The following is a 21,218-nucleotide window of genomic DNA, read 5'->3' on the forward strand; positions in this document are numbered from 1 at the left end:
TATTATTCTTCGTCTGAATCTTCAATATCTACGTCATCGAAATCCTCAAACGAATCGTCGACCTCTTCAGTCTCCTCTTCTTCACTGACAGCAACCAGTTCATTATCCTTAAATTCCTGCTTCTGATAACCGTAGTCACCAAAGGACTCCTCATCACGATAATGTCTGTCACCTTCAATAATGGATCTTAAATCCGTCTCTTCGTAGTCTGTGCTTTCAGCAATCTGAACTTCAGTATTGTCATCACGCAACACTCTTACATCCAGTGCCAGTGACTGAAGCTCTTTTAACAATACCTTGAAGGATTCCGGAATACCAGGCTCAGGGATGTTCTCACCCTTAATAATGGCTTCGTAAGTCTTAACACGGCCTACTACATCATCGGATTTCACAGTCATGATCTCCTGAAGTGTATAAGATGCACCGTATGCCTCAAGAGCCCAAACCTCCATCTCTCCGAAACGCTGTCCGCCGAACTGGGCTTTACCGCCGAGAGGCTGCTGGGTAACCAGAGAGTATGGTCCTGTAGAACGGGCATGGATCTTATCGTCTACCAGATGGTGAAGCTTCAAGTAGTGCATGTGTCCGATGGTAACAGCACTGTCAAAGTATTCTCCGGTACGTCCGTCACGGAGACGTACTTTTCCATCGCGGTTAATCGGAACACCCTTCCATAATTCTCTGTGATCCAGGTGATCACCAAGATATTCAATTACGTCAGGCTTTAATGTGTCTTTATATTTATCCTGGAAATCTGACCAGCTCATATTTACATAATCATTAGCCACATCCAGGGTATCCATAATGTCGTTCTCGTTTGCACCGTCAAATACCGGGGTGGAAACATTGAAGCCCAAAGCTCTTGCAGCAAGGCTTAAATGGATCTCAAGTACCTGCCCGATGTTCATACGGGAAGGAACGCCCAGAGGGTTTAATACGATATCAAGAGGACGGCCGTTAGGAAGGAACGGCATATCTTCTACTGGAAGCACGCGGGAAACAACACCCTTGTTACCATGACGTCCAGCCATCTTATCGCCCACAGAGATTTTTCTCTTCTGAGCAATGTAGATGCGGACAGTCTCATTCACACCAGGAGACAGCTCGTCGCCGTTTTCTCTTGTAAATACTTTTGCATCAACAATGATACCGTAAGCACCGTGAGGTACTTTTAAGGAGGTATCACGAACTTCTCTTGCCTTCTCACCAAAGATGGCACGAAGCAGTCTTTCTTCTGCAGTCAGCTCAGTCTCTCCCTTTGGAGTTACCTTACCTACCAGGATATCTCCGGCACGGACTTCTGCACCGATACGGATAATTCCTCTCTCATCAAGGTCTTTTAAAGCGTCCTCGCCGACACCAGGAACGTCACGGGTGATTTCTTCCGGTCCTAACTTGGTATCACGGGCTTCTGCCTCATATTCCTCGATGTGGACAGAGGTATAAACGTCTTCCTGTACCAGTCTCTCACTTAAGAGAACCGCATCCTCGTAGTTGTAACCTTCCCAGGTCATGAATCCGATCAAAGGATTCTTACCGAGAGCGATTTCACCATTCTGGGTAGAAGGTCCGTCAGCAATAACTTCGCCTTTTACCACGTGGTTGTTCTTAAATACGATTGGCTTCTGGTTGTAACAGTTGGACTGGTTGCTTCTCTTAAACTTAGTCAGGCGGTAAACATCCTTGCCGCCGTCAGAATCTCTGCGGATGATGATCTCATTGGAAGCAGACCGTTCAACCACACCAGAGTTTCTTGCAACTACACAAACACCGGAGTCAACAGCTGCCTTTGCTTCCATACCAGTTCCTACTGCAGGAGCATCGGTGGTTAAAAGCGGCACGGCCTGACGCTGCATGTTTGATCCCATGAGGGCACGGTTCGCATCGTCGTTTTCAAGGAAAGGAATCATGGCTGTCGCTACAGAGAATACCATCTTAGGAGAAACGTCCATTAAGTCAATGTTCTTTCTCTGGAACTCAGATGTTTCCTCGCGGTAACGTCCGGAAATGTTCTTATGAATAAAATGACCTTCGTCATCGAGCGGCTCATTCGCCTGAGCTACTACGAAGTTATCTTCCTCATCAGCGGTAAGATAAACTACTTCATCGGTAACAATTGGATTCTGAGCATCTGTCTTATCTACCACACGGTATGGAGCCTCTACGAATCCATACTGGTTTACTCTTGCATAGGTAGCAAGGGAGTTGATCAGACCGATGTTAGGACCTTCAGGTGTCTCGATCGGACACATACGGCCGTAATGGGTATAGTGAACGTCTCGAACCTCGAATCCGGCACGGTCTCTGGAAAGACCACCAGGTCCTAAGGCAGACAGACGTCTTTTATGTGTTAATTCTGCAAGTGGGTTATTCTGATCCATAAACTGGGATAACTGGGAACTTCCGAAGAATTCCTTAACTGCAGCAGTAACAGGCTTAATATTGATCAGGGACTGTGGTGTAATGCCATCCATGTCCTGAGTGGTCATTCTTTCACGTACCACTCTCTCCATTCTGGAAAGACCGATACGGTACTGATTCTGAAGAAGCTCGCCAACCGCACGGATTCTACGGTTTCCTAAGTGGTCAATATCATCTGCTGTACCCACTTCTTCTTCCAGATGCATATTATAATTTATGGAAGCTAAGATATCTTCTTTCGTAATATGCTTTGGAACCAGCTCATTTAAGTTTCTGTGAATGGCTTTTTTAAGAGCCTCTTCATCGTCACTGCCAACTTCTGCCAGAATTTTTTCAAGGGCAGGATAGAATACTAATTCTGTAACACCTGCTTCCTTCGGATCAAAACTAACATGTGCAGATAAATCTACCATTAAGTTAGAAAGTACTTTCTGTTTGCGCTCCACACCTTCCAGCCACACAAAAGGAACAGCTGCATTCTGTATCCTTTCAGCAAGCTGCTTGTCTACTGTGGTTCCAGCCTGTGCGAGGATTTCACCAGTTACGGTGTCAATTACATCCTCAGCCAGATCATGACCTGTAATACGGTTTTTAAAATGAAGCTTCTTATTGAATTTATATCTTCCGACCTTTGCAAGATCATATCTTCTTGGGTCAAAGAACATACTATTTAACAAACTTTCAGCACTATCAACAGATAAAGGTTCACCTGGGCGGATCTTCTTATATAACTCCAATAAGCCATCCTGGTAATTATCAGAAGTGTCTTTACCAAAGCTGGCTAATAATTTCGGCTCTTCACCGAACAGTTCAATGATCTCTGCATTGGTACCAAAACCAAGTGCACGGATCAGTACGGTGACTGGAACCTTTCTGGTTCTGTCTACTCGTACGTAGAAGATGTCGTTGGAGTCAGTCTCATACTCCAGCCATGCTCCACGGTTAGGAATTACCGTACAGGCATAAAGTTCCTTACCAACCTTGTCGTGTTCGATACCATAATATATACCTGGGGAACGTACCAACTGGCTTACAATAACTCGCTCGGCACCGTTAATTACAAAGGAACCAGTATCTGTCATAAGTGGAAGATCACCCATGAAGATCTCGTGTTCATTAATTTCATCTTTATCTTTATTGCAAAGTCTTACCTTTACCTTTAAAGGAGCCGCATAGGTTGCATCTCTTTCCTTGCATTCTTCTATTGTGTACTTGATATCGTCCTTACATAATGTAAAGTCGACAAATTCAAGACTTAAGTGTCCTGCAAAGTCTGCAATCGGAGAGATGTCTTCAAAGACTTCCTTCAATCCTTCATCAAGGAACCACTGATAGGAATTCTTTTGAATCTCGATCAGGTTTGGCATCTCAAGCACTTCTTTTTGTCTTGAGAAACTCATTCTCAGGCTCTTACCGGCTGGGACCGGACGCATTCTGCTTTTCTCCATTGACGTTTCACCCCTGTTTTCTTTCTAATTGATTCTGTTTGGGCATAAATGTCCCTACAAGGCACACAAAGCCACAATAGTGCACATTCCATAATATCATAGCGTTGTCAAGGTGTCAAGCATTTTTTACTTGTATTTTCCAAGAAAACGTGATATACTATTACAGATAGGCCCAATTTACAAAAAGAACTATTGGAGGTATTCCCGGTGAGCACATTTTTAAACGTATTAATCGTGATTCTTTTCATCGTAGTTGTGGCATTGGCAGTCCTTTATTTTCTCGGTAAGAAGCTGGAGAAGCGTCAGGTGGAACAGCAGCAGGCATTAGAAGCTGCGGCACAGACCGTTAACATGCTGGTTATTGATAAGAAGAAGATGAAGCTAAAAGACGCCGGCCTTCCTAAGATTGTGTACGAGCAGACACCAAAGTATATGCGCAGAACAAAGCTGCCCATTGTAAAGGCAAAGATCGGACCAAAGGTAATGACGCTGATTGCAGATGCCAAGGTTTTCGAAGTCCTTCCCATTAAGACAGAAGCAAAGGTTGTGATAAGCGGTATTTACATAACCGAGATCAAGAGCCTTAGAGGTAAAGCAGTTCCTCCAGCTCCAAAGAAGAAGTCATTTTGGGACAAGTTTAAAAAGAACGACAAAAAGTAAGTGATATCCATCACCGGAATGTTCTGTGGCGAATGCCCAGGTTGCGAACAACTTCGCACCTGGGCATTCTTTGTGTGCTTATATACAATAAACTTTTAAAAAGTCTGAAAAATCATCTTGACAACGCTTGAATTCATGATATAATGAAGCTACAAACAAGTTAGCAATGACTAACCAAATAATAAATACTGACATTTGAAAATAAATGATGGAATCGAAAGGAGAACTATTATGTTTAATCAAATTCAATTACCTTATGCGTACGACGCTTTAGAACCTCATATTGATGCTCTTACAATGGAAACTCATTATTCCAAACATCATGCAGCTTACACAAAAAATCTAAACGATGCAGCTCAAAAAGCTGGAGTGGCAGATAAGGATATCTCTCTCCTCCTATCTTCCCTTGATAAGATTTCTGATGAAGCCCTAAGAAAAGCCATTCGAAACAACGGCGGAGGTTTTTATAACCATAATCTTTATTTCGGAACTATGAGCCCCAACGGTGGCGGCGAACCGGAAGGAGATTTAAAGGCAGCCCTTAATCAGGCATTCGGAAGCTTTTCAGATTTTAAAGATAAATTAAGCGGCCTGGCTGCCGGACAGTTTGGATCCGGCTGGGGATGGCTCTCAAGTGACAGAAACGGAAAGCTGATTCTATCCTCCAGTCCAAATCAGGACAATCCGCTTATGGAAGGAAATGGACACGTTCCAATCCTTGGCATTGACGTTTGGGAACATGCTTATTACTTAAAGTATAAGAACCTAAGAGCAGATTATATTAAGGCATTCTTTGAAGTCGTTGACTGGAATGCAGTTGCCGCCAATTACGCTAACGTATTAAAAGGTTAAAAAATAGACTCAATACCAATAATCTCAAAAAGTACTCCTCCAAAAATAGCATATAACACATAAAAAAGATAGGCTCCGGTACAGAAATGATCCGGGCCTATCTTTTTTTATGTGTTTCTTCTAATTTAATAAGCGTATGTCAGCAGTGGCTTTGGAATGAATATCAAGATCAATGTCGCATTCTGAAATGTGCTGATAATTAATATCCAGTGAATAAGCTACATGAACTCTTAACCGGTCTTCCTCTTCTATGACCTGGATGTCGTTAGTGCTTATCCCAATCATGAGTTCGCCATAAGGAGTTGCGTAGCATGCAATATTCTTCTTATTTTTTTCAAATGTCATATGAACACTGGAGCTGCCCCGTTTTATAATATCAAGGCCTGATGGACTGACTTTTATGGTGTTTTTAATGACTCCTTCAAAGCCTTCCTGTATCTCATCGTATAAAACGTAATGGTTTCCATTTTTAAGAAAATAATCTCCAGAAGTAATCATCTCAACCGTATTATTGTCTTCCTCTGCAATTTGTATCCCGCTGATGCTGATAAGGACATCTCTAGTCATAGTAAACTCCTTTAGAACTCTTCAATATTGATCTTCTTCGTCTGTTTTACCTGGTCAGGAAGAATGGAGGAAGCAAAATTAGTAAACTTCTCTGCCAGATCGCTGACATAAAACCGGTATTTGTCCTGGGAGGATTCATTTTCCTCGTTTAAGAGCTGGCTCTCGCTTAAAACCTGCTTTAATTCCAGTGCGGTTTCATAAGCCGGATTCACCAGCGTGACCTCAGGTCCCATTACCCGGCCTACGGTGGAGCGAAGCAAAGGATAATGAGTGCAGCCCAGTACCAGTGTATCAATAAACTTCCCTTTTAATTCAGATAAATACCTGGAAGCGATTTCATCGGTTACCGAATCATGAAGGAGCCCTTCTTCTACCAGGGGAACAAATAAGGGGCATGGCTTTCCAATTACCTCAAGGCCGCCTTTCATCTCTTCCATCACCTTGGTATAGACTCCGCTTTGTATGGTACCTTCTGTTCCTATGATACCGATCTTTCCATTTCTGGTGGCTTCCACTGCTGTCTTTGCACCTGCATGGATCACTCCGATCACAGGAATATCAAGTTCCTTTTCCACGGTCTCAAGAGCGAAGGCTGTGGCAGTGTTGCATGCAATGACAATGGCCTTTACGTCCTGAGTCATTAAGAATCGTATGTTTTGTCTCGTGTAGCGGACGATGGTATCTTTTGATTTGGTTCCATAAGGAACTCTTGCCGTATCACCAAAATACACCAGCCGTTCCTCTGGCATCTGCCTCATAATTTCCCGAACCACTGTAAGTCCGCCTACCCCGGAGTCAAAGACTCCAATGGGTGAATTTCTATCTGCCATGATACCTCTCCTTTAGGACTGGGAGCGGTCCGCTGCATGCTTTAGTAAGCGGTTCACCAGTTCTTCCTTTGTAATACCTGCATGCTCCCACAGCATCGGATACATGCTGATGGCAGTAAAGCCAGGCATGGTATTGATCTCATTAAATACCACGGTTCCATCTTCTTTTACAAAGAAATCCACTCTTGCCAGGCCGTAGCCGTCTACTGCCTGGAAGATGGCCTTTGCTGCGCTTCTGACTGTTTCCGCTGCTCCTTCCGGGAGTGTTGGGTCTACGACTGTTTTTGATTCGGAATTATAATATTTGGCATCAAAATCATAAAACTCAGCAGCTGCAACGATTTCGCCAACTCCGGAGGCCTCTACCGGAGTGTTGCCTCCGCCAAAGACTGCACATTCGATCTCACGGCCCACAATCATCTCTTCTACCAGAATCTTGCGGTCATGCTCTCCTGCCAAGATGAGGGCTTCTTTTAATTCTTTTCCATCTTCTGCACGACTTACACCCTTGGAGGAGCCTGCATTGGATGGCTTTACGAATACGGGATAGGTAAATTTATCTTCCACCTTTTTTACAATCGGGTCTAAATCATGTAATTCATGACGCATCACTGCTATGTAATCCGCCTGTCTGACGCCTAAATCCTTGACAATGATCTTCGTATATAATTTATCCATGGACACAGCGGAGGATAAAACGCCACAGCCAACGTAGGGGATACCGGAAAGCTCTAACAGACCCTGAATGGTCCCGTCCTCTCCATACAGGCCATGGAGCACAGGAAATACCACATCTGCCCTTACAAGCTCTGTTTTTGCTCCATCTAATAAAATCACGCTCTTCATGGTAGCATCCGGAGATAACACTGCAGATACACTGCCGTTTTTCCATGATCCGTCCTGAATGGCTTCTACAGAATCTGTTTTGATCCAGTGACCCTCTTCTGTGATTCCGATCAGAAGAAGATCGTATATTTCTCTATTGATATGGTTAATAACATTGATGACCGACATGCAGGAAACTACATGCTCTGAGGACTGGCCGCCAAACAGTACAACCGCATTTTTTTTGCCCATTTTAATCTCCTTACCAATTTCTTGATTTTACAGCGTTTATATTATAGCACATATGGTTACAATTACAAATAGATTCCATAAAAAAGGAGAAGCCCAATGAAACAGAAACGTGATTTATTCTTATGTATTACATGCTTATTGCTTGCACTTTTATTTTCCATGTCAGAGGAAAGAAACGCAGAGGAAGCCATGGCCGCCCGGATCGCACCTGAAATTTTAAGGTTTCACGTCCTGGCAAACAGTGACAGTACGGAAGATCAGAATTTAAAATTGAAGGTTCGCACCATGCTCTTAAACACAATATATGAGGAAATGGGAGAAAATGCATCTTTAGAAGAAACAAAAAAATACGTCAGATCCCATAAGGACCGACTGGAGAAAAAAGCAGAAACGTACATGAAGACTCTGGGATATGATTATCCCGCACATATGGAACTGGCCACAACTTATTTTCCTACCAAGACCTACGGCGATATGGTATTCCCATGCGGAAACTATGAAGCGGTCAGGGTAAAAATAGGCGAAGGCAAAGGACGCAACTGGTGGTGTGTCCTTTATCCTCCGCTCTGTTTTGTGGATTCGTCCTATGCGGTTGTTCCCGATACCTCCAAAGAGATTCTAAGAGAATCCTTAGATCCATCGGATTATTTAAAATTAAACAAGGATAATACGAAAATACATGTGAAGTTAAAGCTTGCTGAACTTTTGTTAGATAAGGAAGAACCTACTGATTCCCAGAATCAATAATAACTCCTTTTACTGCCCACTGATATGTGGTGTATGCCTGATAAAGTTCCGAGTATGCGCTTTCTTTCGCGCCCTCTGTCTGCAAATAACCCATCTGGGTCTGAAGGTATGTAATTTTACTCAGCATACCCATCTGGAAGGAGCGCTCGGCTTTCCCTTTATCAAGGCCTGCCTTCTCAAAGGAAGTGAGAGCTGCTTCATAGGCTGTTTTGGCCTGCTTTAGATTTTGATAGAAGGACTGCATGGTGACTGCCACATTTTGCTCTCCTTCTGATACATCTGCCTGCTTTTGTGCGATACCAACGGTGGTCTTATTGGAATTGGTCCTGCGGGTTTTGATAAGTTCATAATTATTACCAATGGCCTTTGCTGTATCGGCTTCCAGATCAATAGCAGTGATTTGCTGCATATCCAGTTCCGGAAGACCTCCAATCTCAGGAGATGCATCTGCGGAGTAACCGGTCATCAGACCCAGGGAACGACGAAGGCCATCAACCGTATGATTCAGGCTTAGCAGAGAGGATTGGGCGGAAAGCAGTTCCTTTTTCGCGGACAGCACATCCGTTTGTGTTGCTGTTCCGATTGTAAGACCTAATTGCTGTGCCTCATAAGCAGAATTACTTAGTTCCGTTGCCTTTTGAAGCAGTGCCTGGTTTGCGACCGCACTGTTGTATCCTATCATGATCTGGTCAGCATAATACTCATATTTCCTTGAGGCCTCGGTAATTCCAGAATTGATGGCTGAATTAGGCTGTTTGAGCTTTTTAATGGTCCTTTGCATCTTTTCCGTATTGGACTTGATTCCCTTTACCGTCCCCTCCAGAATCTGATACATAGGGATTCCATTTTCATCGGTCACTCCAGTCGGCTTTAGTGCTTTGGCTTGATCTTCAAGATTCTTTATGTTATCCTTCATCTCTATCCCTGTCAGCTCACCATAAACATACTCAAGATTTTCCACATTAGCATTGATTGAGTTCACCAGATTCTGCAAATCAGGATTATAATATCTTACCAGATTAGAGAGTTCTTCAAATTCAATGGTATTATCATTTAACCCATTCCACTGCTCTGCAGTTATCCCTTCTGGAATCGGTTTCTCTGCCTGACCAGGTCCAACAGCACCATAGGCTGGAAGAACCGATGAAGCAGTAAGCAGTGCGGCCAGACAAATTGGCCAAACTTTATTATTTCTCATTGTATCAGCCTCCTGCCGAAGCCAGCCCCTTGATTGCATTATCATAGGTCTGGACTGCCTGGAACAGTGCAAGCTGGGCTTTCTTTAGAGAGACATTCTTCGTATTGAATGCATTCTTCTGCTTCATATAATCAAGCCTGCTTAAGGTACCTACCTGCTGCTTATGTTCCGCTGTTTCCATGTTCTTACTTTCCAGTTCAAATTCTGCTGCTGCCTGATCATAGGCTGCCTTGGCCTGCTGTACGGATTGATAATTCTTTACAACTTCTGATTTAATATTCTCCTCATTGCTGGAGACAGTCCGTTTTAACGTCTCTTTCGTTATTTCTGCCACAGCATTCGACAGCTTTCTCTTATTAATCTTAAAGGTATAATTATTTTCCAGCGCTGCATCCTTATCCGTCTCGGGATTCATAGATGCAATGTGGTCAAAATTAACAGCCGGTATATCCTTTATCTCAGGAGTATCATTATATTTCCAGCCCAGCATGACAAGAAGTTTTTGTCTCGTCTCTTCAAGACTACCACTAAGCTTCTCAACGGTTGCCTGGGTGCTCTGAACGCTCTCCTTTGCACCAAGAACATCCGATAACGTAGCCATTCCTGCGCCCTGTTTTACAAGGGCTGACTGATATTGGGCCTCCATATATTCTAAGCTGTCCTTTGCTGACTCCAGTTCTAATTTCTGTTGAAAATATGATATCATTGAGGACTGTGCAGAAGCAACAAGATTGGCTTCCTGCTGATCAAAGGTGAGCTGGTCGACTGTTAAATCTTCCGTCATTTTATCGGCAGTTTCATCGGCCTGAGCTGCTGTAACCTGGGCCTGAGCATCTGCTACTGCATCATCGCCTGTGATATTGCTTCTCGCATCAAAGGCTGCATCACGGTAAGCCTGAGCATACTCATCACGGGTGACTTTGTCATCTTTTTTCTTATCATTAATAGTAAGCTGATTTTTCTGAACAGTAACATTATATTCACGGATCAGGCCTGCCAGCTCATCGTATTCCATCACATTGTCCCTCAGTTTTGCCCATTCCTCAGGAGTTCTTGCAAACTCCGGGCTGCCGGCCCAGGCAGTGGCTGCCGGTCCGGAAAAGGCAAGCACTGCCGAAAGACAGCATGCACTTATCAGTTTCCATTTTCTCATCCTTAATCCTCCTTATTTGGTAATTCTATCATATCACAGTTGTATCCCTGCCTGCAAACCACATTCTTCCATAACTGGTAATGAGGCAGGGACGTGTTATTTATGAAGAAGCTGTTTCATCCTTTTTCTTCCGTCTCAAAATGGAATAGAGCACTGGGAGCACCAGAAGGGATAAAAGGGTGGAAGACGCAAGTCCTCCGATGTTAACAAGGGCAAGCCCCTGCATCATCTCTCCATTCTCTCCGCCTCTTGCAAGAGGAATCAGAGATAAAATGGCGATTAACGCTGTCATAAGAATGGGGCGGAGTCGTGTAAATCCTGCCTCAATAACAGCACTTCTGGTATCCATGGTTTCATTATACTGGTTGGCACAATCCACGTAAAGGATACCGGAGTTAAGAACCGTACCGATGAGCACCAGGAAACCAAGAAGCGAGGTCATACTGATACTTACATTGGTTATGAGCATGAGCCCAAAGGCACCGATAAAGCTGAATGGAATGGTCGCCATAACCATGAGAGAGAATATTGGTGATTCAAACTGGGCTGCCAATACCACGAATACCAGGAAAATAGCGGTTGCGATGGCAAGGAACAGTCCTCCGAACTCTTCGGACATGGATTCTGCCTCGCTGTTCTGACCTCTGGTAATGGTATCAGATAGATATTTATTAACCACCTGATCATCAATTTCCTTGGTGGCATTTTGTTTGTCTTTTTCTGTCTTAACCTTATCCGTAAAGGAACCAGTTATAGTAACCTGATACTGTTTATTCTTTCTTGTAATGGTAGCAGGGCTGTCTTCGTATCCAACAGAAGCAATGTCTGTGAGAGCCACAGAACCGCCCGTTCCATTGGGCACCATGATTCCCTCCACTTTATCAAGGGTATCATAGGAATCTTCCGGATATTCTACTTTAACGGATATTTCCTGACCATCCCGGTCAAAGTTGGTGGCTTCCACTCCGCTTAACATACTGTTAAGCATACCGCCTGTAGTCACTGGTGCGATCCCCTCGGCAGCAGCCTTAATGGGGTCTACCTTGATTTTAATAACTGGAGCGGCATTTTCAAGATCAGAATGGACCTTAATAAGCTCTGGGCGAGCCGTAAGCTCGGATACCATCTGATCGGCTGTGCTTTTCAGACGTTCAAGCTGGGCGCCCTTTAAGATAACTTCATAGTCATTTTTCGAACCGCCAGACTCCATGCTGGAAGTTGATTTAAGAGAAACGTTACAGTCAGGAAGCTGACCCATCTCTTTCTTCCATTTATTAATGATCTGGTTGGTGCTTAGCTTTCTGTCAGATTTCAAGTAAGCGGTCAGGGTTGCATCTGAGGTACTGTCTAAACTGATGGCTGATCCGCCATAAGTCAAGGTATATGATTTTAAGTCTTCTTCCTGACTTACAATGGTCTCTACCTTTTGAAGAATCTTATCTACCTCTTCTATCTTAAGACCTGGCTTCACTTTTGTTGTAATGGAAATAGTACCCTGATCCACCTCAGGCATCAGCTCAAAGCCAATCTTTCCTGCCAGCATGAAGGAAGCGACTAAAAGGAGCACGGATACTATGAGAACCATTGCTTTCCTGTTAAGAAGCCTTCCAATTAAGTTACGGTAACCGTGTTGCAGGGATTTTATAATACCACCTAATGGAGAGTTGTGTTTTTCCACTGGACGGTATTTGGTATAGCAAAGCGGAACAATGGTCATCGCTGAAAGCAGAGAAGCCATCATACAAAATACGATGGTATAACCAAGTGGCTTAAAGATCTGACCTGTCAGACCAGCAAGGAACACAAGAGGAATGAATACAACGCACTTTGTAATGGTACCGCCTAAAATGGACTGGAGTACCAGCTTGGTACCCTCCACCGCGGACCCTTCATAATCATCTTCTTTATGAGATCTAAAGCAGCTCTCCAGTACTACAATGGAATCGTCTACCATCATACCTACACCTAGAACGATGGCACTCATGGTAATTAAGTTCATGGAAAATCCCATGGCTGACATTAAGATGAGGGCAACCAATATGGAAACCGGTATGGAGCTTCCGACAATCAGGGAAGCCTTGATATCTCCAAAGAAGAGATAGATGATGACCATGGAAATAATAACGGCCAGGATCATAGTCTCTAATACGCTGTATAAAGAAGCTTTGATCTGATTGCTGGTGTCGTCAATGACCACGATGTCCAGATTCTTATGATCTGCTTTTAAGGTTTCAATGGTCTTTTCTACCTGTTTGGAAACATCAATGGCACTGCTCTTTTGCTGTTTGTTCACAGATAAGGTGATGGTATCTTTGCCATTATACCGGCCGATGGCATCCTGTTTCTTTACCGTATCGCCGATTTCTGCAACATCTTCTAAATAAATGGTCTTACCATTTCCAGCTACCACCGGGACTTTCTTAAGCTCTTCTGCTGTATTTACATCCACAGATGTACTAACTGCCAGATTTCTGCTTCCGACTCCTGTGGTGCCTGCCGGATAAGTGAAGTCAGCCGCTTGAATGGACTGGACTATGGCATTCATGCTTAAGTGATACTGGTTTAGCTTTTCCGGATTTAAACGGACCTTGATATAACCTTCCCGTCCACCATTGGTATCAATGCTTGCGATGGAAGAAATCTTTTCAAATTCCGGAACAATGTCGCTTTTAACAAAGTTATAAAGATTATCCTGTGTGGTATCATTGACCGCCAGAGTCATAACCGGCATAGCGCTGATATCAATCTCCATAATGGTAGGAGCCTTTACATCATCAGGAAGCTTTATGTTATCCATCTTCTTTTTTAAGTCAGAGTATGCCTTATCCATGTTGGTGCCGTACTCGTACTGCAGCATGATGATGGATACATTCTCTTTGGAAGTGGACTGAACATTTTTAATACCCGATAGAGTACCTACTTCATTTTCTATGGGCTTGGAAATTAAATCGTTTACATCCTCAGGGCTGGCCCCCTGATAAACGGTACTGACCGTAAGGATGGGGTAATTCATCTCTGGAAACAGTTCAAGCTTTGAAGAGAACACAGAGGATAAGCCGAATACAAGAAGGCTTATTACCACTAAGACGGTGGTGACGGGGCGCTTTAGCGCAAGTTTCGTTATTCCCATATCTCCGCCCCCTTACTGTGCTGATCCAGAAGTTTCTAATGCGGTTCCCTCTGTCTCAGTTTTGCTTTCAGATGCGGTTTCTTCTGTTGTCTGATTTTCCTTGCTGCTTCCATCTGAAAGTGTTACTTCAGAACCGTCGTATAATTCACTGGTCCAGGTAGCAACCACCTGATCATCCGTGGTTATTCCCTCTTTGACCTCCATAAAGCTGTCATCGGCCAAACCTACGGTTACTGCATTCTTTTTCAGTTTTCCATCTGCATATGTATAAATAAATGGGTTTCCGCCTTCGTAGTAAACACTGTCGACGGGTACGGTCAGAACATTGTCTGCCTTCTGAGACACAACATAGAGCTTAACGGAGGTACCGGTTGCCAGAGTGTTGCCATCTGGTATGGATGCCTTTACTTTAAATAATCCGCTTGCCTGGTCGATCATGGTGCTGACCTCAGTGATGGTTGCTGCGCGGTCAGTTCCGTTCTTTTCCACCTTAATGGTATCACCGGTCTTAAGACCATTTACAATTCGCTCTGGAACATAAAAGTTAACCGCTTTGCCGCCTTCCCCTGAAATAACACAAAGAACTGTGCTTGGAGCAACCATATCATGTGCCTTTACATTAAAGCTCTCCACCTTTCCAGAAATAGGTGCTGTCACCTGGCTGCTTTCCAGCTGAATGTTATAACCAATCTTAGCGTTATCATATTGTAGCTTTGCAAGCTGTACTTTATCTACCAGTGATTGATAATCTGCCTCAGCAACATCTCCCGCCTGATAAAGTACGGTCATTCTGTCTAAATTCTTCTTGGCATCCTCATAGCTGACTCTTGCGGTCTCCGCAGTGATCTTAGAGCTTTCTACCTGCTTTGTATCAATGACGCAAAGGAGCTGGCCGGCCGTTACCATATCTCCAGTCTGTACGCCTACATTGGTGATCTCACCATTTCCAAGAGGTGTAACATAAACAATACTATCCGGTTCGATGGTACCTATCAGTTCGCTGCTTAACTGAATGCTTCTGTTTTCCGGTTTTACCACAGAAACGGCAGGGGGAACTTCTGCTACGATTTCATCCTTATTCCCCCCCAGAATTCTTGGAATCAACAGACCTGCCACCGCAACGACTGCGATTACGGCTACGGCGATTGTAATCATCTTCTTCTTTGTCATAATTCACTCCTTCTGTTTCATAATCATTTTAAATTCTGTTTACGAATTCCATATTGTAAAATATCTAATTTTTCCCGGAAAACTTCCTTAATTTTCTCTTTATCTTCCGGATGTACATAAAACCATTCCAGGCCTCTGGCCATTTCGTAAAATATCATGGATATCAGCATACCAAAGGTCTCTATACTCTGATCTTTAAAATCAGATTTGTCAATGGATTCATACATGACCATAAGCATGGTAAATTGACCTGGTGACATATCCCGGGATAAATGATTGGTCACTCCATACATCTGAACACTATCTACGATATTCTTAACTAACTGCAGGATAGTCTCCTGTGAATCAAAAACATTTCCATCAAGAAGTGATTCCATGGTCTTCCAAAGATCTCCATGGTTCTTTTTCGCACTTCTCTCCCAGGCGCACTGAAAGTTCTCAGCAGCATCCTCAAATATGTAAGCCAATATATCATGCTTATCTTCAAAATATGTATAAAAGCTTCCCCTTGATATGCCAGCTTCTTTAATGATCTTATTAATAGAAGCTTTTTCAAACGGCACCCGGACAAATTCAGCCATGGCCGCTTGCTTTATGATTTCCTTTTTTTCCTTCGGAAGGTTATAAAATCGTTCCGTAGGCATTTCTTCACCTCACTTTTTCCCTCATCTATATTTACGCAAAACAATGAGTCTAATTTGCAAAGCAGACTCTTCTTGCAAAAAAAGAGTCTGGCACGCCAGACTCTTACGCTGATGCTTCGTCACATCAGTGATAATCTTTCTTAAGCGCAGCATGTGCTTCCAGCCCGTAAGGGCTTTTGTACCACAGGACATGTTTCCTATGAAACAAAAAGGTGACAACCTGCCACTTATTATAATGACACGTTGTCACCTTGTCAAGAAAGGTTATATTTATTTAATAAATTTTCTCAATCCTTTACTTTTCCTTGTCCAAAAGTTCCTTTAATGCTTCATCGCTGTCCTCGATCCACACATCCTCTTCCTCTTCATTCAGACCAAGAAAGCGGGCAAGGGTTTCAGGTGAGCTGCCATTGTTCCATTCATCCACATAATCGTCAATGGCTTCAAACTCAATCTCACCTGCCAGATATTTTTCCTTAAATGTCATAAAAGCGCTCCCTTCCTTATTCCTGTTCCTTGATATTTTTAGAGACTGTAATTTCCTGATTGTCAATATGTTCCCGCATCGCTTCCTTTGCTTCTTCCACTTTGCGTCTTCTTACAGCTTCCAATATATGATCATGCTCCAGCAACAGAATCTGGCGCTTATCTTCATCCTTAATGTATTCCAAACGGTAGCGGTACATCTGCTCTCTTAGATTGTTGATCATCTGAATCAGTCTGTCATTGCAGGTGCCTTTATAAATGACATCATGATATGCCTCATCTGTTTCTGCAATCTCCATGGGATTTCCGTTTAACACAGCATGTTTAAATTCTTCCTGTCTCTGCTCCAGCTCTTCGACAGCATCCGGCAGCATTCTCTGGCAAGCAAGCTCAATGGCAAGCTCTTCTAAGGATCTTCGTACCTCTAATACATCCCTTAAGCTTTTCTCAGAGATCTTTGCTACTTCAGCTCCCTTTCTGGGGATCATGAGTACGAGCCCTTCCAGCTCAAGCTTTCGGATGGCTTCCCGTATGGGAGTACGGCTGACTCCAAGGCGCTCTGCAAGCTGAATCTCCATCAGACGCTCTCCTGGTGCCAGCTCCCCTTTTAAAATTGCCTGCCGCAGTGTGTTGAACACAACATCACGAAGGGGCAGATACTCATTCATATTGACCTTTAAATCATTGCCCATTGGTAACCTCCTTGGTATTATAAAAATTCGTTAAATAAACCTGTTTTGCCAGGTTCTTGCTCTTTCCATAACGCAGCTCTTCATATGCGTTTTCCGCTGCCCTGGGGCTTGTAAAAATGCCGAACACCGTAGGACCGCTTCCGCTCATCAATGCGTTTACAGCTCCAAGCTCCTTTATTTTTTCCTTAATCTGTGCGATGACCGGATATTCCTTAATGGTAACCGTTTCAAGAATATTTCCAAGGCGCTGGGACACCTGGTGGATGTTATGATTCTCGATGGCCTCTATAATCCCATCAATATCCGGATGATCCGAAGCTTCAAGCTTTTCCAGATTAAGATTATCGTAAACAAATTTGGTGGATACCCCTACCGCAGGCTTTGCAATTAGCACCTGACATTGTGGCATATCCGGAAGAGGAGTAAGGATCTCACCGATTCCTTCCGATAAAGCGGTTCCCCGAAGCACACAGTAAGGAACATCTGCACCGATTTTTACGCCCCGCTCCATAAGCTCTTCCCTGGTAAGTCCAAGCTGGAACATCTTATTTACTCCAAATAATACGGCAGCTGCGTCGCTGCTGCCCCCTGCCATTCCAGCGGAAACCGGTATGAATTTCTTTAAATTGATCCGTATCCCGTGGGTAACATGAAACTCGTCCATTAAAAGCTTTGCTGCTTTGTATACCAGATTGTTCTCATTGACTGGTAAATAAAACAGGTTGGTAACGATTTCAATGCCTGGTGTTTCTTTTAAGTAAATATCGATCTTATCATAAAGGCCCACGGTCTGCATGATCATGCGCACATCGTGGTATCCGTCTTCCCGTCTCCGCAAAACATCAAGCCCCAGATTAATTTTTCCATACGCTTTTAATCCCAGATGTCTTATCATAGGCAAACAGCCCTCTCTTTTGTTTCAGATTGTATTTTTATATTATTTTGTATACAGTATTTAGTATATACCCAAATGAGGAAAAGTACAAGCGTTATTCTTTTAACGTATCATATGATGTTTTCACGGTAAAAATTCTCAGTTACAAAGGGGCTGATTTGATCTGTTTTGGCATTTTCACCATAATGAAAGCCTTTCGTAATCGTTTATTGTATATCCTGCCCCGCACCATTTTTTCAAGGTATTAATATAAAAAGACTCCGGCAGATATTCTGCGGAGTCCCTCTCGATGCTGATTCAATTATAGAAATTCTTCCATTGCCTCTTCCATACGCATTAATGAAGCGGCATAATCTTGAAATGCTTTTGCTGCCTCGGCTTCCTTATTTCCTTTATAGCAGATCCTGTGTTCCATACTGGCCCATAGATCCATGGACATGGTACGAAGCTGAATCTCAACCGGATAATATTCCATTCCATCCGTATGATAAACCGGAACACCGAACACTATGTGATAGCTTCTATATCCATTGGCCTTTGGTTTCCCAATATAGTCGCTCTCTTTTATAATTACAATATCATTCTGTTTTTTTAACAAATTCACGACTCCATAAATATCTCTTACAAAGAAACAGATCACACGGAGCCCTGCAATGTCTGTCAGATAGTTTCTGGCCGAATCGATACTGATTTCATGTCCATTGGTCTTAAGTTTATTCTCAATGCTTTCCTTTTGCTTAATTCTGTGCTGGATGTGATGAATGGGATAATTCTGGTACTTCCTTCTATAATCCTGATTCAGTACATCCACTCTGACCCGAAGGTTCTTAAGGGCATCCTCATAAGGCTGGACAAAGCATAGGTACTCTTCCTCGGTCATATTCCACCTCCCTGGTAATTCCTTATCACGGAAATTAAGTATAACCTCTTTTTGTGTCCATATGGTGTCCAAACTATGAATTACATATCCTCAGAATTTTCTTTGGGATTTTCGTCACCCTTTCCCATTAAACTGCTGCTGATGGGTTCCTCATCATCCATAAAAAGTGGTCTCATTTCATCGGAATGCTCTTCTTTTTTAGGCATGTACTGCTCAAAAACCGGAGACAGAATGTATGAATTTATAAATGCAAGAAGCGGAAATCCAAACAGCATGAAAATCATAAGGACCGGAGGTACTACAAAGATAAATCCCGTGGCTATCAAAGCTGCGTTGATTACAATCATACCAATGGTACGGAACAGATGACGTAATGACATAAAGAACGCATTAAAAAAGGTTTTCTTTACGGTATTATAGAATCTGGACTGCAGTGGAAAAATGTACATGAATACTGCAGCGTATACAATGGTCATAGCCAGGAATACGGTCAGCATTACTGTTTTTAAGGTTCCGGAACCAGTGTATAATCTGGCAAAGAAATACAGATCCACTCCAAGAATGGCACCAATGGCCAAAAGCACCAGCCAGATTGCTGTTGCCTGCTTGAAGTTTTCCTTAAATGATTTGAAAAAGGATTTAATGGTGTATCCGTCATCATCTCTTGCGAGCTTCAGAGTCACATAATATACAGCCGTGGTGGAAGCTCCAATGGTGAAAATCGGTATACTGAATATAAGCCATAAAATATTTAAGAGTATCAAATCTCCGAATTTGCCAATAAAGCGCCACACCGGATTATCATAATTAAAAAAACCTGATAGCATATGTCATTCCCCTTCTCTCTTTAGCGTCAAAAGTCATTATAGCGGATTTACCAATAAAAATCAAACATTCTTAATTATTTCATGGAAAATTTAGAATTATTTTTTAAAAATTCTCCGGTAATATGATATAATCAATAAAGAATTTGGAATATGATAGAAAAAGGAGCACATCATGACCCCCTACGAAGACAAAACCATTAAGGACACCATGCGTGAGGAAGGAAGAAAGCTTAAGGATATGAACGGCAAGGACAAGCTATGGTATATCTGGGAATATTATAAGATCCCGATCATCAGCGTGGTGGTGGCCATATTCCTTATCTTTTCCATTGGCTCTGCAGTTTATAACAACCGATTTGAAACAGCCTTAAATTGTGTGATTTTAAACAGCCAGCTCACAAGCCAGACCACCTCTCCCGACGATTATTTTGACAAAGACTTTCGTTCGTACATCAATCTGCCGGAGGATACGAAAATCGAAGTCAATTACTCTATGTCTCTTTCCTTTGACGAGTCAGCCATGAGCGACTTTACCTATGCGGAGCTGGCAAAGCTCTCTGCCATGATTACCAGCAAGGAGCTGGACGTCATGATTGCAAGGAAGGATTCCATTGACCACTTTGGTAAGATGGAAGGCTATATGGACTTAAAAAAGCTTCTCTCCCCGCAGGAGTATGAGAAGGTAAAGGATAAGCTTTATTTCGTAACCGCTCAGGAAACCGGAGAGAAGATGGCCGTGGGCATTGAAATCGACAAAGAGGATTTTGAGAAAAAGACCGGCCTTCTTGTTGATGGACCCATTCTCTCTGTTATGGTAAATTCCACTCATACAGACACAGCCCTTGGCCTGATTCGCTACATGTTCGGGCTGTAAGTGTAAAGCCCAGAGACTTTATAAGCCTTAAAGAAGGCTGATTATCTTCCTGAATTCTTGCATAGATTCTGGGAGATATCTCCTCACCGGCATAGGTGATGATCGCCTTGCACGCTTCTAAACCATATCCCTTTTTACGAAAGGAAGTAAAGATGTGATATCCCAGCTCCACCGGGGTATCATTTTCTTTTATATAGGGCATCAATTCTTCCAGACCAGAAAGCTCCATAGGAAAGATTCCAGCCTTTCCCACCAGCCGTCCTGTCTCATTCTCTGCGAGAGCCCATACGCCGTATTCATAAAAGCCGTACTGGCAACGGATATAGTCCCTTAAAGAATCGGGATGGCTAAAGATTTCCCCGTTCTTTCCTCCATCGGCTTCATGAGGGATCTGTACGCTGTCTTCTTCTATGAATTCCCTTATGGTCAGCCGGTCTGTCCTTTTAATCTGCAAGGGAAGTCCGAATCTTCTTCTTACCACCTTTTCTAAAAATCCATCGTCAATGTCCTCTACCGATTCCACTAGATAGGAAGCAGGAGAAAGAGACTGCCCCTCCTTTTTTCTGTCCCATAAGCCAATAACAGCCCTGCCTTCTGCATAAGCAGAACACAGGGCTTTGGAATCATCAGACACGGTAATCTTATATTCAGTTCCTTCTATCATAAG

Annotated in this window: 19 protein-coding genes; 4 read left to right on the top strand and 15 right to left on the bottom strand. The window is 43.1% G+C overall.

Annotated features, from left to right (window positions below; all coding sequences use genetic code 11):
- Positions 1–2: 2 nt before the first annotated feature.
- Positions 3–3,869 carry a DNA-directed RNA polymerase subunit beta gene (rpoB, locus tag OW255_RS18305; protein WP_024834845.1) on the bottom strand — a complete coding sequence of 1,289 codons (3,867 nt, stop codon included), beginning with the start codon at positions 3,867–3,869 and terminating at the stop codon, positions 3–5.
- A 207-nt stretch (positions 3,870–4,076) separates the two neighbouring features.
- On the opposite strand from rpoB, the gene OW255_RS18310 reads away from it, so the two are divergent.
- The gene (locus OW255_RS18310) at positions 4,077–4,529 is read left to right on the top strand and encodes a hypothetical protein (protein ID WP_024834844.1); all 453 of its coding nucleotides are present in this window, start codon (positions 4,077–4,079) and stop codon (positions 4,527–4,529) included.
- A 231-nt stretch (positions 4,530–4,760) separates the two neighbouring features.
- Positions 4,761–5,381, top strand: a complete 621-nt coding sequence (locus OW255_RS18315; protein WP_024834843.1) for a superoxide dismutase — start codon at positions 4,761–4,763, stop codon at positions 5,379–5,381.
- A gap of 120 nt (positions 5,382–5,501) precedes the next feature.
- Here the strand turns inward: OW255_RS18315 and OW255_RS18320 are convergent, their stop codons facing one another.
- Genes OW255_RS18320 through OW255_RS18330 form a run of 3 tightly spaced genes read right to left on the bottom strand, consistent with a single transcriptional unit; the run spans position 5,502 to position 7,855 of the window.
- A complete protein-coding gene (locus OW255_RS18320) occupies positions 5,502–5,948 on the bottom strand; it encodes a YwiB family protein (protein WP_024834842.1) in 447 nt (148 codons plus the stop codon).
- An 11-nt stretch (positions 5,949–5,959) separates the two neighbouring features.
- On the bottom strand, positions 5,960–6,778 hold the full coding sequence (murI, locus tag OW255_RS18325) for a glutamate racemase (protein WP_268114907.1): 819 nt from the start codon (positions 6,776–6,778) through the stop codon (positions 5,960–5,962).
- A 12-nt stretch (positions 6,779–6,790) separates the two neighbouring features.
- Positions 6,791–7,855: a D-alanine--D-alanine ligase family protein gene (locus OW255_RS18330; protein ID WP_268114909.1), complete on the bottom strand. Its 1,065-nt coding sequence runs from the start codon at positions 7,853–7,855 to the stop codon at positions 6,791–6,793.
- Positions 7,856–7,951: 96 nt separating this feature from the next.
- Between OW255_RS18330 and spoIIR the strand changes: the two genes are divergently transcribed.
- A complete protein-coding gene (gene spoIIR, locus OW255_RS18335; RefSeq protein ID WP_268114910.1) occupies positions 7,952–8,602 on the top strand; it encodes a stage II sporulation protein R in 651 nt (216 codons plus the stop codon).
- Here the strand turns inward: spoIIR and OW255_RS18340 are convergent.
- The 10 genes from OW255_RS18340 to OW255_RS18385 form a co-directional block, all read right to left on the bottom strand.
- Positions 8,580–9,800, bottom strand: a complete 1,221-nt coding sequence (locus OW255_RS18340; RefSeq protein WP_268114911.1) for a TolC family protein — start codon at positions 9,798–9,800, stop codon at positions 8,580–8,582. The genes spoIIR and OW255_RS18340 overlap by 23 nt on opposite strands.
- Positions 9,801–9,804: 4 nt before the next feature.
- Positions 9,805–10,953: a TolC family protein gene (locus OW255_RS18345; RefSeq protein WP_268114912.1), complete on the bottom strand. Its 1,149-nt coding sequence runs from the start codon at positions 10,951–10,953 to the stop codon at positions 9,805–9,807.
- Between the two features lie 100 nt (positions 10,954–11,053).
- Complete coding sequence (locus OW255_RS18350; RefSeq protein WP_268114913.1) at positions 11,054–14,083, bottom strand: efflux RND transporter permease subunit; 3,030 nt, start codon at positions 14,081–14,083, stop codon at positions 11,054–11,056.
- 12 nt (positions 14,084–14,095) lie between these two features.
- Positions 14,096–15,253, bottom strand: a complete 1,158-nt coding sequence (locus tag OW255_RS18355; protein ID WP_268114914.1) for an efflux RND transporter periplasmic adaptor subunit — start codon at positions 15,251–15,253, stop codon at positions 14,096–14,098.
- Between the two features lie 23 nt (positions 15,254–15,276).
- Positions 15,277–15,897, bottom strand: coding sequence for a TetR/AcrR family transcriptional regulator (locus OW255_RS18360; RefSeq protein ID WP_268114915.1), 621 nt, complete (start codon positions 15,895–15,897; stop codon positions 15,277–15,279).
- 295 nt (positions 15,898–16,192) lie between these two features.
- Complete coding sequence (locus OW255_RS18365) at positions 16,193–16,384, bottom strand: hypothetical protein (protein ID WP_024834833.1); 192 nt, start codon at positions 16,382–16,384, stop codon at positions 16,193–16,195.
- Between the two features lie 16 nt (positions 16,385–16,400).
- Positions 16,401–17,075 (bottom strand): GntR family transcriptional regulator, encoded by a 675-nt coding sequence (locus tag OW255_RS18370; protein WP_024834832.1) that lies wholly within the window; start codon positions 17,073–17,075, stop codon positions 16,401–16,403.
- On the bottom strand, positions 17,065–17,970 hold the full coding sequence (ispE, locus tag OW255_RS18375; protein WP_024834831.1) for a 4-(cytidine 5'-diphospho)-2-C-methyl-D-erythritol kinase: 906 nt from the start codon (positions 17,968–17,970) through the stop codon (positions 17,065–17,067). Before ispE ends, OW255_RS18370 begins: the two co-directional genes overlap by 11 nt.
- A 301-nt stretch (positions 17,971–18,271) precedes the next feature.
- On the bottom strand, positions 18,272–18,850 hold the full coding sequence (locus OW255_RS18380) for a GTP pyrophosphokinase (RefSeq protein WP_024834830.1): 579 nt from the start codon (positions 18,848–18,850) through the stop codon (positions 18,272–18,274).
- Between the two features lie 80 nt (positions 18,851–18,930).
- Positions 18,931–19,677 carry a YesL family protein gene (locus OW255_RS18385; RefSeq protein WP_024834829.1) on the bottom strand — a complete coding sequence of 249 codons (747 nt, stop codon included), beginning with the start codon at positions 19,675–19,677 and terminating at the stop codon, positions 18,931–18,933.
- A gap of 172 nt (positions 19,678–19,849) precedes the next feature.
- Here OW255_RS18385 and OW255_RS18390 point away from each other — a divergent pair, with 172 nt between their 5' ends.
- Positions 19,850–20,551, top strand: a complete 702-nt coding sequence (locus OW255_RS18390; RefSeq protein WP_024834828.1) for a hypothetical protein — start codon at positions 19,850–19,852, stop codon at positions 20,549–20,551.
- Here OW255_RS18390 and OW255_RS18395 read toward each other — a convergent pair.
- A complete protein-coding gene (locus OW255_RS18395; protein ID WP_051464576.1) occupies positions 20,487–21,215 on the bottom strand; it encodes a GNAT family N-acetyltransferase in 729 nt (242 codons plus the stop codon). The genes OW255_RS18390 and OW255_RS18395 overlap by 65 nt on opposite strands.
- Positions 21,216–21,218: the final 3 nt, after the last annotated feature.

The sequence above is a fragment of the Lacrimispora xylanolytica genome (assembly GCF_026723765.1).
GTDB classification, from domain to species: Bacteria; Bacillota; Clostridia; order Lachnospirales; family Lachnospiraceae; genus Lacrimispora; species Lacrimispora xylanolytica.